This window comes from Microseira sp. BLCC-F43 (assembly GCF_041929235.1).
In the GTDB taxonomy this organism is placed as follows: domain Bacteria; phylum Cyanobacteriota; class Cyanobacteriia; order Cyanobacteriales; family Aerosakkonemataceae; genus Microseira.
Genome location: NZ_JBHFNP010000243.1, coordinates 33,796 through 47,408, shown reverse-complemented (window position 1 = coordinate 47,408; position 13,613 = coordinate 33,796). Strand labels below are relative to the sequence as shown.

The window sequence follows — 13,613 nt, the reverse complement described above, 5'->3', positions numbered from 1 at the left end:
ATTACCAATTACCAATTACCAATTACCAATGTCACAACTATTCACTAGCAACTTGCGTTACTATCCTTTCCTTTCCAGACATGATACATTTTTCCCCTCTCCCAGAGGAGATAGATTGGATTGAACTATTTAAGTTTGCCCATTGATTTACTAAGATTTAGCATCAGCATTGAGAAATTCCAGATAGGCGTTGCTCAATTCCTTTACCGCCAACTCGTAAAATTGCTTTCCATGTTCCGGCGTTGCTAAGGCTGGATTTGAACCCATACGCCCATCAGGATAGCGACGGCGGAAGTCAGCTGCTCCATATATTTTATGCTCAGCGGATACTGGATCGGCAAGTGGTGCTTGTTTGATCGCTTCCGGATACAGGTATTGGGTGAGAGCAACTTCGCTGGGAGTGGCGTGGGAGCCTTCTTGGTTGCCGTATAATTCTTTCGCTAATTTGTATACAGATCCGCACATAAACCAGTTGCCCACTTGGCACTGCACTTGGGAGGCATTGGCTATATTTAAATCTGCCAAATGAGCGTATGTTTCTGCAAAAGCCGCCTTGAGGGTGGCTATGTTGCCGCCGTGACCGTTTATAAAGAAAAATTTAATAAATCCCGCTTTAGCCAAACAGGTGATATAATCTCGAATCAGTTGAATTAGGGTGGTGGGGCGCAGGCTAATCGTGCCGGGAAAAGCAGTGTGGTGCAGTGCCATGCCGACGTTGATTGTGGGGCAGACGATCGCATTGATGGCTTCGCCGACACCCTTGGCGATCGCTTCGGCACAAATCGCATCGGTACCAATTAATCCTGTCGGGCCGTGTTGCTCAGTCGAACCAATCGGGAGAATAATACCCCTAGACCGATTGAGATAGGCTTCGACTTCAGGCCAGGTACACAAATGTAACAGCATATCGAGTTCCCATAACTTTCATGGAATTTTAACGCGACTAATCTCCAGCACGGTTATTTTTGGGCCATCGTCGAGTTATCTTGTTGGTGGCGATAGATACATAGCGAGCCATCATGTTTTCCCTGGAATCACCCCAAAAACCTCCCAAAGCAGAAATTGGGATTGCTAGCCGTATTCTCGTGGTAGAGGATGAAGAACTCATCCGGGAAATGCTGGTGATGGCGCTGGAGGAGGAAGGTTACGAAGTCGTCGCCGTTAACGACGGACAAGCGGCTTTATCCTTTTTACACGAACCCGAACCGAGCGCGGGACAATATCCCTTTGATTTGTTGATTTTGGACTTGATGCTGCCCCAAATCAACGGCTTAGACATCTGCCGCTTGCTGCGCCATCAAGGCAATCCAATCCCAATTTTGATTTTAAGCGCCAAAGGCAGCGAAACAGACCGGGTATTGGGCTTGGAAGTCGGTGCTGATGACTATCTCACCAAACCCTTCAGCATGAGGGAATTAATTGCCCGCACCCGCGCCTTGCTGCGCCGCCAACGCTTGTTAGAAAGCAACAAAGCTGCCTCCCCACCCCAGCCACAAGTATTGCAGTATAAAGAAATTACCCTCTATCCCCTAGAATGTCGCGCCCTGGTTCGAGGCGAGGAAGTCAGTTTAGCGCCTAAAGAATTCCGCCTGTTGGAATTATTTATGAGTTATCCCCGTCGAGTGTGGACGCGGGATCAACTTCTCGATCAAATTTGGGGATCGGATTTTGTCGGGGATAGCAAAACCGTAGATGTCCACATTCGCTGGATGCGTGAGAAAATCGAGCGCGACCCTTCTCACCCAGAATATATCGTGACGATTCGAGGGTTTGGTTACAGGTTTGGCTAATGGCTGATGGCTAATGGCTATTGGCATTTTTACAATTAGCTATTAGCAAAATTGCAATTAGCATGACCATCTTGGCATTTTTTTTGGGGCTAGCCATAGGGATTGGGATTTGGCTGTATTGGCGAGCTTGGTTTTACAAGCAGGTAGGGCAATTGCTGCGATCGCTTCCTGCGGGTGCCTCTAACATCTCTTTACCCCCCATTTCTCGCCTGCGTTATGGGATTTCCCTCGCTAACCGCCAACAGCAAGACTTAGAAACCGAAATAATTTCCTGGAAGCAAATTCTCCAAGCAGTACCGCTGGGTTATCTCGTGGTAGATGAAGAAAACCAGCTGCTTTGGTGCAACGAGCAAGCGCAGCAACTTTTGCACCTTCACCGCTGGGAACCGGGACAAGTTCGCCTGCTATTGGAGTTAGTCAGATCTTACGAAATCGACCAGCTGATCGAGCAAACCCGTCAGCAGCAGCAACCCCAGACACAAGAGTGGGCATTCCACCCATCATACCGGGATGCCGAAGCCATTGGCAGGAGCGCATCGATCGCTTTACGAGCGTCGAGTTTTCCTTTACCGGATGGGCGAGTCGGCGTTTTTTTGGAAAACCGACAAGCGTTGGTGGAACTTTCAGCAGCACGCGATCGCTCTTTTTCCGATCTCGCTCACGAACTCAGAACCCCCTTAACTTCGATTCGTTTAGTAGCAGAAACTTTAGAAACCCGTTTAAATCCACCTTTACTCCGTTTAGTCCAGCGGATGCTACCGGAAATCAACCGCCTGATTAACCTCGTACAAGATTGGCTAGAACTCAGTCAACTCGAAATCGATCCCAGCAGCAAACTCAACCGCAAAAGCTTAGAACTCAAGTCTTTAATTTATTCCGTCTGGCAGACTCTCGAACCCCTTGCCCGTTCCAAACAACTGGGTTTAGACTATTCTGGCCCCGATGCTGTCTGGATCGAAGCCGATGAGTCGCGCCTGTATCGGGTTTTCCTCAACATCCTCGATAACAGCATTAAGTACAGTCCCAACCAAGGAATCATTCGTACCGAAATAAATCTCCTCCCTAAGATAGATGATCTTTTTGGGCGAGTGCAAATTAACATAATAGATTCTGGCCCTGGATTTCCAGAAACAGATTTACCCCATGTTTTTGAGCGACTTTTCCGAGGTGACCCATCCCGGACAAGACAGTCCTCAGATGGTATGAAAGAGAGGATGCACGGCAGCAAAGACGACGCTAGTATTGCTACTAAAACTGGTAGTGGCTTGGGTCTGGCGATCGTTAGGCAAATCGTTCTGGCTCATGGCGGTTCTGTTACAGCTAGTAACCATCCCAATACAGGTGGCGCTTTGCTGAAAATAGAATTACCTTATTGCTAATAGTCGGCGATCGCTAGGGGCGGGTTTGACGAACCATTTATGGCAATAATTAACAATTGTTATAAACTCGCCCTCGTCAGCTGACAACTTAAAATTAACCCGTACCGCAGTCTCATGGTTTTCCCGCAAACTCAGGTGAACTCTTCCCAACCATATCCCGAACGCATCCAATTTGAGCGACGACTGAGGCGCTTAGAACGGGATGTGTTGCGGATGGGAGCTTTGGTCGAACAGTCGTTTCGCCTCAGTCACCAGTCTTTGTTTGACCGCAACCTGACTGCGGCACAAACGATTCCCGTACTCGACAAACAGATCGACCAGTTATATCGCCAAATCGAATTAGACTGCGCCACCCTGATGACGCTACAAGCACCCGTTGCTAAGGATATGCGGCTATTGAGCGCCTACATGCAACTGGTGCGAGATTTAGAGCGCATTGGGGATTATGCCAAAGATTTAGCCGAAATTGCCATTAAACTCTTTCCTTATCCCCCATCGCCTTACCTGCCCGAAATAGCGGTCATGTCCCATCAGGCCCAAGCCATGTTAGCAATGAGCTTGGTCGCTTTGGCCGATTTAGATGAGGTAGCCGGACGGCAGCTGAAGCAGGAGGATGACACCGTAGACACCGCCTACGAAACACTTTACCAGCACCTCGCCGGACAGCGCGATATCAAAGGGGTAGTCGAACCAATTCTGTTGTTGGGATTGATCATTCGTTACCTGGAACGCATGGCTGACCATGCTACCAATATCGGTCAGCGCGTTGCTTATATCGTTACCGGACATCGAGGGTAAGTGCGTTCGCGCAGCTAGCCCTTGGCATATCGCCCATTACCAATTACCAATTACCAATTACCAATTACCCAATCCCCTTAACCTTTAGATTACCAAAACCTTAACTTGCTCCTAAACTTGCAGCAGTAATATCGAGTAGGCGATAGTAGCTCTTAACTTAGGCTAAACTAGCCTAGTTTCGGAATGGTCATACCGATATGAAGCTAAAACGTCGAGAATTACTGCTATTTTTGGGAGTCGGTGCCGCTACAGTAGCTGCTGGCACTTTTCTCGCAACTAGGAAAAATTTATTCATTGGCAAGGGTTTAAGCTTCCAGCCAGTTAAAGGCGCAATGCCTTTAGATATTTATGAAATTCCCCCCGCGCAACAAATACGGGAATACAGTACCTACGAGGTAATCGATGACTTGGTGCTGCCAGAAGGCTACACCTACGATATCGTTGCCGCTTGGGGCGATAAAATCGGGGATTCTCGCTTTGGCTACAATAACGATTATTTATCCTTCATCGAAACGGGAAAAGATGAAGGTTATCTAACGATTAATTTTGAATACATCAGTGCCATTCCCTGGATGCAAACTTACCAGCAGGTGACGGGTAAATCTCTGCCGTTTGCGGAAGTCCAGGCGGCGGTTAAAAAAGCTGGAAAGGCGGGAATTAATGCCTTTGGCTTGCCTAAAGAAGAAGAGGCACTCAAAGCAAAAATTCGCCTTCTTTGCACTGAAGCGCTATTAGATCAGGGAATGGGAGTCATTTCCATTCGTCGCGATGCTGATGGCAAGTGGGTACGAACCAATTCTAAAGCAGACCGGCGCATCAGCGGGATTTCGGGTTTAGGAGATAATCGGTATCTCAAAGCAACTGGACCAGGGGCGGCAGTGTTTCGCAAAACCCAGGGACAGGGGTATATCGATAAATTGGGCGATCGCATTATCGGCACTTTTGCCAACTGTGCAGGCGGTACCACCCCTTGGGGAACTGTACTGAGTGGGGAAGAAAACTTCCAAACTCAGGTTGCCGAACCCGTCTACGCCGATGGTACCTCGTTTGACCCCAAAGAACGCCCCTTCAGCATCGACGATGAAGAAATATCCGGTCAGGGAAACGTACTGGGATTAGCAGGTAACAAATATGGCTGGATTGTGGAAATAGACCCAGCCAACCCCAACGATTACGGCACGAAACATACCTGGCTGGGAAGATACAGACACGAAGCAGTCGGAGTTAGAGTCGTCGCGGGCAAACCGCTGGCGTTTTATTCCGGCTGCGATCGCCGAGGCGGACACTTGTATAAATTCGTCAGCAAAGCCAACGTCGCCAACCCCCAAGACAAAGCCAACTCCCGCCTCCTGCGGGACGGGATGCTCTATGTCGCTGAATTTAAACCAGATGGCACCGGGCGCTGGATACCCCTCAAACCCGACACCCCCGTTAATCCCACCGATCCGGGTAACCTGGAAGGCAATTTACTCCCCCTGCCCAAGCGTCCCGAAGGGGGGATATTTAAATCAGAAAAAGCGGCAGAAGTCAATAGTTTTAAACAAAAATTCAAAACCTTGGGCGACCTGTACGCCGGGAACCCCCAAGAAAAACAAGGCGCGATTCTGATCGATGCCCATTATGCCGGGAATGCAGCCGGAGCAACCAGCACCGCGCGTCCGGAAGACACCGAAATTGCCCCGGATGGTAGCCTTTACATTACGTTTACATCAGGCTCAGCGGGGGGCGAGGGTGGCCCCGACAAGCGCATCTTTAAGGGGCCAAAAGGGGAAAGACCCTGGGAATACGGCTGGATAATGCACTTAATTGAAGATAACAACGAACCTGCTGCCTTAACCTTCAAATGGAAAATGCTGGCAATGGGAGGCGACCCCGCCCAAGGAGGCGCTGGTTTTTCCAATCCAGATAACCTCGTATTCGACCAAAAAGGCAACCTGTGGATGGTCAACGACATGTCCACAACCAAACAAAACAATCCCAAAGATAAACAAGGAGTAGGCTGTTTTGGCAACAATTCTATTTGGTTTATTCCTACTTCTGGGTCTAATGCCGGGAATGCTTACTTATTCGGCATTGGTCCCATGGAGTGCGAAACCACAGGGCCATTTTTTACCCAAGACCAACAAACCTTATTTCTATCAATTCAACACCCAGGCGAAGTGTATGGAATTCGTCAAAATGCTGCGGTAGAAACTCGCGAATTTGAAATGAAAACCACCGACGGTCAAACCTTCAAACAAACTCGCAGCGTCCCCCTTGGTTCCAACTGGCCGAGCAAAAAGCCCAACGACCCACCAAAACCCGCCGTTGTTGCCATTCGCCGTACAAACGCTCAACCAATTATCTAATTTGAGTGGGTAATTGGTAATTGGTAATTGGTAATTGGTAATTGGATGATTTGGCAGCGTAGTCCTGACAATTACCCTCGTGACCACGGCTGTGCCTGGGAACGCCATTACCAATTACCAATGCCAAAGCGATATAAATAGAAACTTGAGTTACCTACTACCCCCTACTACCTCAAAATTATATGCTGATGCCTGCTCCTCCTACCCCTAGCTTTGCTCTTAACCAGACACGGCGAACTTTTAGCTGTAGTCAATTGCTGCCACTAGAGGCAGATATTTTGTGGAAAATAGAACGGGGAGTCGTTCGCACATTTACCTGGAACGAAGAGGGTAGATCGATAACTTTAGGATACTGGGGAGCAGGAGATATTGTCGGTCAACCTTTATCGCGAATTCAACCGTATCAAATTGAATGTTTGACCAGTGCCGAAGTGAGTCTTTTGCCCGCTAACCTTTGGTATCAAGCAGCCGATGCTATGATTTCCCATATTCAACGCAGTGAAGAACTACTAGCTATTATTCATAGCAGACCCGTTAACCAGCGGTTGCTGGAAATGTTAAGCTGGTTAGCACAAAAATTTGGTCGGGAAGTCGATAAAGGAAAATTAATTGAAGTGCCATTAACCCATCAAGCACTATCAGAAGTTATTTGTACGACGCGAGTAACGGTGACGCGATTGCTTAACCAATTTGAACAGAAAGGTCTGATTAACAGGCACGGTCGGTACTTAATTCTTTGCGTCAAAGCCCAAACATTAGATTTTTAAGCAAAAACACGGCTGCTTTGCAGCTTTGAAGCCAAAAAACCCGGTTTTTTTGAAAAACCGGGTTTTTTATCCCCTAAATAAACTTAAATTGGCTCAGCCCAGTATCAGGATAATCGGATATATATGATTTATAACTGAAGCTGATAGGGCATTTAGCTAAAATTGGGTAGATAGCTCTGTTAAGGTCCACTTTAACCAGCCTATCAGCAATATTAGCCAGCTACCTCGTGAAAAATAACCCCGGCTTTGAACAACAAGTACGCAAGGATGTGACAGTTACATAAGTTACACATGATCGAACAGCTGGGATAATATAGCTAGCATAAAGTTAGTAGGGGGTACTTTAGTCATCGCCAGCCCAAAATTGGGACGACTATAATCGTCACTAGAAACAGGATTTATGATGGATAAATAACCAGAGTTGATATAGCTGGAATACTCCAGAAATAAATTGAGACAGTTTTGAGACTTTCCTGTAGAGTGGAGTTTGGTGTGAGGAAACAACAATGTCAAAAACGTTTTGGAACGCTATACGGCTAAGCCCTGCTGTACTGGGTGCAGCAATATTGGTGGCTGGTTCTGCGGCGCTCGCAGCAGAAACCCCCGAAAGTAAAATCGGCTCGGAAGCAACAACGGCTGCTAGTTTAGACAGCAGCACTCTGGCTCTAAGCGCTGATGCCACAACTGGGTCATCCGCCAATGTTAATAACCAGGGAGCGAACAATACCCAGCTAGCACAAGCAACCCCAACAACCCAAGCTCAACCCGCTCGCTCGCTGGATCAAATTAACCAGTACGTAGAACAAGGTCAAGACATGGGACAGGTCACCTCGGTGTCCCAGCTGACCGACGTTGACCCCACTCACTGGGCTTTCCAAGCATTGCAATCTCTAGTCGAGCGCTACGGTTGTATTGAAGGTTACCCGGATCGTACCTATCGCGGCAACCGCGCCTTAACTCGCTACGAATTTGCCGCTGGTTTAAATGCTTGTTTAGACCGCATTCAAGAATTAATTGCCGCAGCAGTTGCCGACTTACCAAGTAAAGAAGACATCGCCACCATCCGGCGGTTGCAAGAAGAATTTGCCGCCGAACTGGCAACCCTGCGGGGACGGGTAGATGCCCTAGAAGCACGCACGGCAAGGTTAGAAGCGCAGCAGTTCTCTACAACTACCAAACTCAGAGGGGAAGTAATTTTTGCCCTGGCGGGTGCTTTTGGCGATTCCAGAGCCGTTCCCTCTCCTGGCAGACCTCGCGATCGCGATGACGACATCGAGAATAACATCATTCTTGCTGACCGGGTGCGTCTGAACTTCGATACCAGCTTTTCTGGTCGGGACTTGTTGAGAACCCGCTTGCAAGCAAGAAACATCACCCAGTTTGATACTGCTGGCAGCGATAATATCAACGTCACAGGTACCAACATGAGCCGCCTCAGCTTTGATGGTAACGACAACAATGATGTTGTACTTGATGACCTGTGGTATCGTTTCCCGATAGGTAAAAATGCCAGAGCATGGATCATTGCCAATAGCGGTGAGTTGAACGATGTTGTCAATACTGTACGCGGACCTTTTGCCAGTAGTAGTGAAGGGGCAATCTCCCGCTTTGGGCGATTCAATCCCTTGTATTATCTAAACAACACCTCAAGCAGCTCTGGGGCAGCGCTGAACTTAGACTTTGGCGCCATAGGCATCGATGCGGCCTACCTAACGCAGAACGGCTTTGACCCCAGAGATAAAAACGGGCTGTTCAACGGTGATTATGCCGCCCTGGCTCAGCTAGTGTTGTTCCCGAAGAGCAATTTTAATATCGGCTTAACCTACGTTCGTTACTACTCTCCCAGCGGCAGTAGGCTTAACCTTACCAGCAGTACGGGCAGTGGCTTTGCTCAGCGACCTTTTGGGAACGTTGCTACTTCATCGAATAACTTTGGCGCGACGCTAAACTGGCGACTGAGCAAAAACTTTGTCTTCGGCGGTTGGTTTGGATATAGCATTGCTGAAGCCGAGACCGGACTTAATAGGGGAGTTGATATTGAAGGAGCGAATGCAACTTCGATCAACTACGCCGTTAGTTTAGGGTTTACAGACTTTGGTCGCAAGGGCAACTTCCTGGGTCTATTAGCAGGCGTGCCGCCTAAAGTTACCCATAATGACCTGGATGGCAGTTTCGGCGGTCGTGCTGTGGACAACCGCGAAGATGACGACACGACCTATCACTTGGAAGCGTTCTATCGCATCCAAGCTACGAACAATATCTCGATTACCCCAGGCGTGTTCGTGCTGCTCAATCCAGAACATAATGACAATAACAGCACGATCTACGTAGGCACGATTAGGACTACGTTCTCGTTCTAAGGCCAGCGTTGCACAAACAAGGGATGATTCTTGTGGGGTGGACGCTGGGCACTAGACTTTAGAGCTAATCGAACACTCGTTGTGAAGTAATATATCTATTGGTAGAAGGGTGGGCATTGCTCACCCTTTGCTGTTTCAGGCATCGGTAATGGGTGCGACGCGACATGGTAGGGACTAAGGCTAAAAAACTTTCCCCGTAGCGGCAAAACTTACTTTAGCCTTAGTCCCTACCCCCCGTTGATGCGAGGGAAAATGGGTATAAGTTTATTTCACGCCCGTTGCAAACCGCTATAAAACATTTGGACTATCTAGACCCAGAGTTATGTTTTAAGGTAAGATAAAAAATTGTGAGTTTTTTAAACGCATATGAAAGCTCAAGAGATCATCCGCTCGATTGAAGCGGAGCAACTGAAAAAAGATTTACCGGAAATCTACGTGGGCGACACGGTGAAAGTCGGCGTGTTGATCCAAGAAGGGAATAAAGAGCGGGTACAGCCTTATGAAGGCGTGGTAATCGCCATGCGGAATGGGGGCATCAACGAAACGATTACCGTGCGGCGGGTGTTTCAAGGAGTTGGTGTAGAGCGGGTGTTTTTACTCCACTCGCCTCGCATAGCCAGCATCAAAGTACTGCGTCGCGCCAAAGTCCGCCGTGCTAAACTGTATTACCTGCGCGCTCGCGTCGGCAAGGCAACTCGTCTTAAACAACGTTTCGACAGAGCATTATAATTTTTTCGCGCTTGGGCGTCTCGTTGCGTTATAATTAGAAAACACACCAATCCCGTGCGCTCTTAGTTCAGTTGGTAGAACGTCGGTCTCCAAAACCGGATGTCGGGGGTTCAAGTCCTCCAGGGCGCGCTGAAAATTATTGCAACAGTTCTGCCCGAAACGATTAGCGTCGCTGGTTTGCCAGTAGTAACCTAGATCGGTTTCGGGTAGACTGGTTTTGTGGGGGTGTGCAAGTAAGCCGATGGGTCGGTTAGGCTTGATACCAACTGGCAAAAAAAGTAGGGAAACGGGGGAGGCAAGCAACGGTGGCGAAAAAGACCGAAGAAATACAAGCTCAAGAAACAAAACCTGGATTTAACATCGCGACCTTTCTCCAGGGAACCAAAGAAGAACTGGATAAAGTAGTGTGGCCAGGCCGCCAGCAGTTGATCAGCGAATCGGCTGCGGTAATCTTAATGGTGACGATGTCGGCACTGTTGATCTATCTGGTAGATAACTTGTTTAATTGGGCATCAGGAAAGGTATTTGGATGAGTTTTGCCAGCGAAGAACTACGGGCTCGCAGTACGCTAGAAGACGCGGAAGAAACGGCAGGAACTTCGCGAGATTCCGCCCGCTGGTACGCCGTTCAGGTGGCTTCAGGCTGCGAGAAGCGCGTCAAAACAAACCTAGAACAGCGCATTCAAACCTTGGATGTAGCTGACCGGATTTTGCAAGTAGAAATTCCGCAAACGCCAGCCGTCAAAATTCGCAAAGACGGCAGCAGACAAACAAGCGAAGAAAAAGTATTCCCTGGCTACGTACTCGTCAAAATGGCGATGGACGACGAAAGCTGGCAGGTTGTTAAAAACACCCCAAATGTGATTAACTTTGTGGGTGCAGAACAAAAACGCCGCTACGGACGAGGACGCGGACACGTAAAACCGATGCCGCTCTCCCATTCAGAAGTAGAACGAATCTTCAAGCAAGCTCGCGAGCAAGAGCCAATTGTCAAAGTTGACATGGCTGTGGGAGACAAAATCATCGTTCTTTCAGGTCCTTTCAAAGATTTTGAAGGTGAAGTGATTGAAGTAAGTCCGGAGCGGAGCAAGCTGAAGGCGTTACTCTCTATTTTTGGGCGGGATACGCCAGTGGAATTGGAGTTCAATCAAGTCGAAAAACAGGGCTAAAGATTCAATGGCCAAGAAAGTTGTTGCAATCATCAAGTTGGCACTTCCAGCAGGAAAGGCCAACCCAGCACCTCCCGTTGGCCCAGCACTGGGTCAGCACGGGGTAAACATCATGGCGTTTTGTAAAGAGTATAACGCCAGAACATCAGATCAAGCAGGAATGGTAGTTCCCGTAGAAATATCGGTATACGAGGATCGCAGTTTCACGTTTGTGTTGAAAACCCCTCCCGCTTCGGTTTTAATTACCAAAGCAGCAGGGATACCAAGAGGGTCAGACCAACCAAACAAAAAGAAAGTTGGCACAATTACAAGGGCTCAACTGCGAGAAATTGCCCAAACAAAATTGCCAGACCTCAATGCCAACGATGTTGAGGCAGCGATGAAAATTGTGGAAGGAACTGCCCGCAATATGGGCGTAACAATCGCAGATTAGGTAATGGGTAATCGGTAATAGGCAAAGCGCAATTACCAATTAGCAATTACCAATTAGCAATTAGCAATTATCGGGGGAGAAGCGAGACTTCGTAATTGACCCCAGGAGAGCAAAAAAATGAAAAAAGAATCGCGCAGGCTAAAAGAACTGCGGAAAAAAGTAGAAGATAGAGCTTACGAACCAATAGAAGCTCTACAGTTATTGAGAGAAACGGCAACGGCGAAGTTTCCCGAATCGGCAGAAGCTCACATCCGTTTGGGAATTGACCCCAAGTATACCGACCAGCAACTGCGGACAACGGTAGTACTGCCCAAGGGAACGGGTCAAACCGTGCGGGTAGCGGTAATTGCACGGGGGGAAAAAGTAAACGAAGCGAACAATGCTGGTGCGGATGTGGTTGGTTCGGAAGAACTAATCGACGAAATCCAAAAAGGCCGAATGGATTTTGATAAGCTAATTGCCACCCCAGATGTGATGCCGCAGGTAGCAAAACTGGGTAAGCTGTTGGGACCGCGCGGTTTGATGCCCTCGCCCAAAGGGGGTACGGTAACATTTGATTTAGCTGGTGCGATCGCGGAATTCAAAGCTGGTAAACTAGAATTCCGGGCAGACCGCACGGGGATTGTCCACATCCTGTTTGGTAAGGCGTCCTTCTCAGCGGAAGATTTGCTGGTAAACCTCAAGGCATTGCAGGAAACGATTGACCGCAACCGACCTTCGGGAGCCAAGGGACGCTACTGGCGTACCATGTATGTATCGGCAACCATGGGGCCATCGATCGCAGTGGATATCAACGCCCTACGAGATATGAAGACAACGGAGGCAGCATAAAAGAATTTTAGATTTGAGATTTGTGATTTTAGATTGAATAGGGAAAATCTGAAATCCCAAATCTGAAATAACTCAACTAAATAGCAAGCGCCGAAGACAGCAGGGGCTTTAGGCTTAATTTCCTGCCGAGGTTTGCCAGCATAGCATTTGACAAAAGTCACCAATTATGGTAGGGGTGACTGAAGAAGAAAATGCGATCGCCAGCACCCCGGCTCAACTGCCGGGGTTTTTAGTTGGGTTAAGTAAGGAAAAGGAGGCGCAAGGAGGTGAAACAAGAATGGGTAGAACAAGAGAGGATAAGGAAGCAATCATCGCCGAACTTAAGCAAAGCTTGAGCGAGTCCCAGCTGGCAGTTGTAATCGACTACCAAGGTCTATCCGTAGCTGAAATTACAGATTTGCGGCGGCGTCTGCGTCCTAAAGGCGCGATTTGTAAGGTGACGAAAAACACCTTAATGGGAATAGCGGTTGACGGCGACCAGAAATGGCAAGCAATGGAGGAATTCCTCAAGGGTGCTTCAGCTTTCATGCTGGTCAAAGAAGATATCGGCGGTGCAATCAAAGCTTACCAAGAATTCCAAAAGGCTTCCAAGAAGAGCGAACTTCGGGGTGGCGTAATGGAAGGACGTGCTTTGAACCAAGATCAGGTCAAAGCACTGGCAGACTTACCGTCGAAGGAACAACTCATGGCTCAGATTGCTGGTGCAATCAATGGTGTAGCCACCAAACTTGCCGTGGGTATCAACGAGGTTCCCAGTTCGCTGGCACGCGCTCTGCAAGCTGTCGCCGATAAGGACAAAGACAAAGGTGCTGCTGAGAGCGAAGCTGCTTAATTCGGTAATGGCGTTACTAGGCTCTGCCGTGGGAACGAGGGTAATGGGTAATGGGTAATAAAAACCCAACCAATTACCAATCACCAATTACCAATCAATGGCGTTCCCAGGCAGAACCGTGGGAACGAGGGTAATGGGTAATAGGTAATAAACATCCAACCAATTACCAATCACCAAT

At 48.3% G+C, this 13,613-nt stretch carries 13 protein-coding genes, 1 tRNA gene and 1 other annotated feature; of the genes, 13 read left to right on the top strand and 1 reads right to left on the bottom strand.

The window, feature by feature from the left end:
- Positions 1-150: 150 nt before the first annotated feature.
- A complete protein-coding gene (locus tag ACE1CM_RS33025) occupies positions 151-906 on the bottom strand; it encodes a creatininase family protein (RefSeq protein ID WP_374883114.1) in 756 nt (251 codons plus the stop codon).
- 113 nt (positions 907-1,019) lie between these two features.
- On the opposite strand from ACE1CM_RS33025, the gene ACE1CM_RS33020 reads away from it, so the two are divergent.
- The 13 genes from ACE1CM_RS33020 (at position 1,020) to rplJ (ending at position 13,435) form a co-directional block, all read left to right on the top strand.
- Positions 1,020-1,790, top strand: coding sequence for a winged helix-turn-helix domain-containing protein (locus ACE1CM_RS33020; protein WP_374883113.1), 771 nt, complete (start codon positions 1,020-1,022; stop codon positions 1,788-1,790).
- Positions 1,791-1,852: 62 nt separating this feature from the next.
- Positions 1,853-3,169 carry a sensor histidine kinase gene (locus tag ACE1CM_RS33015; RefSeq protein ID WP_374883112.1) on the top strand — a complete coding sequence of 439 codons (1,317 nt, stop codon included), beginning with the start codon at positions 1,853-1,855 and terminating at the stop codon, positions 3,167-3,169.
- Positions 3,170-3,304: 135 nt separating this feature from the next.
- Complete coding sequence (phoU, locus tag ACE1CM_RS33010) at positions 3,305-3,967, top strand: phosphate signaling complex protein PhoU (protein WP_374883111.1); 663 nt, start codon at positions 3,305-3,307, stop codon at positions 3,965-3,967.
- A gap of 197 nt (positions 3,968-4,164) precedes the next feature.
- Positions 4,165-6,315, top strand: a complete 2,151-nt coding sequence (locus ACE1CM_RS33005) for a PhoX family phosphatase (RefSeq protein WP_374883110.1) — start codon at positions 4,165-4,167, stop codon at positions 6,313-6,315.
- Between the two features lie 188 nt (positions 6,316-6,503).
- A complete protein-coding gene (locus tag ACE1CM_RS33000) occupies positions 6,504-7,082 on the top strand; it encodes a Crp/Fnr family transcriptional regulator (RefSeq protein WP_374883109.1) in 579 nt (192 codons plus the stop codon).
- 506 nt (positions 7,083-7,588) lie between these two features.
- Positions 7,589-9,442: an iron uptake porin gene (locus tag ACE1CM_RS32995; RefSeq protein ID WP_374883108.1), complete on the top strand. Its 1,854-nt coding sequence runs from the start codon at positions 7,589-7,591 to the stop codon at positions 9,440-9,442.
- A gap of 366 nt (positions 9,443-9,808) precedes the next feature.
- Positions 9,809-10,171: a 50S ribosomal protein L19 gene (gene rplS, locus ACE1CM_RS32990; protein ID WP_374883107.1), complete on the top strand. Its 363-nt coding sequence runs from the start codon at positions 9,809-9,811 to the stop codon at positions 10,169-10,171.
- Positions 10,172-10,227: 56 nt separating this feature from the next.
- Positions 10,228-10,300 (top strand) — tRNA-Trp (locus ACE1CM_RS32985).
- A gap of 176 nt (positions 10,301-10,476) precedes the next feature.
- Positions 10,477-10,704 (top strand): preprotein translocase subunit SecE, encoded by a 228-nt coding sequence (secE, locus tag ACE1CM_RS32980; RefSeq protein WP_374883106.1) that lies wholly within the window; start codon positions 10,477-10,479, stop codon positions 10,702-10,704.
- Complete coding sequence (gene nusG, locus ACE1CM_RS32975; RefSeq protein ID WP_374883105.1) at positions 10,701-11,339, top strand: transcription termination/antitermination protein NusG; 639 nt, start codon at positions 10,701-10,703, stop codon at positions 11,337-11,339. The genes secE and nusG overlap by 4 nt, the downstream gene beginning before the upstream one ends.
- Positions 11,340-11,346: 7 nt before the next feature.
- Complete coding sequence (gene rplK, locus ACE1CM_RS32970) at positions 11,347-11,772, top strand: 50S ribosomal protein L11 (protein ID WP_226577460.1); 426 nt, start codon at positions 11,347-11,349, stop codon at positions 11,770-11,772.
- Between the two features lie 117 nt (positions 11,773-11,889).
- On the top strand, positions 11,890-12,603 hold the full coding sequence (rplA, locus tag ACE1CM_RS32965; RefSeq protein WP_374883104.1) for a 50S ribosomal protein L1: 714 nt from the start codon (positions 11,890-11,892) through the stop codon (positions 12,601-12,603).
- A 72-nt stretch (positions 12,604-12,675) separates the two neighbouring features.
- Positions 12,676-12,844 (top strand) — a sequence feature (ribosomal protein L10 leader region).
- A 36-nt stretch (positions 12,845-12,880) separates the two neighbouring features.
- The gene (gene rplJ, locus ACE1CM_RS32960; protein ID WP_374883115.1) at positions 12,881-13,435 is read left to right on the top strand and encodes a 50S ribosomal protein L10; all 555 of its coding nucleotides are present in this window, start codon (positions 12,881-12,883) and stop codon (positions 13,433-13,435) included.
- Positions 13,436-13,613 lie beyond the last annotated feature (178 nt).

Excerpts from the sequence above, each read along its gene's own strand:
- rplJ (WP_374883115.1), top strand. The coding sequence starts at position 12,881 with ATGGGTAGAACAAGAGAGGATAAGGAAGCAATCATCGCCGAACTTAAG.
- rplK (WP_226577460.1), top strand. The coding sequence starts at position 11,347 with ATGGCCAAGAAAGTTGTTGCAATCATCAAGTTGGCACTTCCAGCAGGA.
- ACE1CM_RS33020 (WP_374883113.1), top strand. The coding sequence starts at position 1,020 with ATGTTTTCCCTGGAATCACCCCAAAAACCTCCCAAAGCAGAAATTGGG.
- nusG (WP_374883105.1), top strand. The coding sequence starts at position 10,701 with ATGAGTTTTGCCAGCGAAGAACTACGGGCTCGCAGTACGCTAGAAGAC.
- ACE1CM_RS33015 (WP_374883112.1), top strand. The coding sequence starts at position 1,853 with ATGACCATCTTGGCATTTTTTTTGGGGCTAGCCATAGGGATTGGGATT.
- ACE1CM_RS33025 (WP_374883114.1), bottom strand. The coding sequence starts at position 906 with ATGCTGTTACATTTGTGTACCTGGCCTGAAGTCGAAGCCTATCTCAAT.
- ACE1CM_RS32995 (WP_374883108.1), top strand. The coding sequence starts at position 7,589 with ATGTCAAAAACGTTTTGGAACGCTATACGGCTAAGCCCTGCTGTACTG.
- rplS (WP_374883107.1), top strand. The coding sequence starts at position 9,809 with ATGAAAGCTCAAGAGATCATCCGCTCGATTGAAGCGGAGCAACTGAAA.
- ACE1CM_RS33005 (WP_374883110.1), top strand. The coding sequence starts at position 4,165 with ATGAAGCTAAAACGTCGAGAATTACTGCTATTTTTGGGAGTCGGTGCC.
- ACE1CM_RS33000 (WP_374883109.1), top strand. The coding sequence starts at position 6,504 with ATGCCTGCTCCTCCTACCCCTAGCTTTGCTCTTAACCAGACACGGCGA.
- rplA (WP_374883104.1), top strand. The coding sequence starts at position 11,890 with ATGAAAAAAGAATCGCGCAGGCTAAAAGAACTGCGGAAAAAAGTAGAA.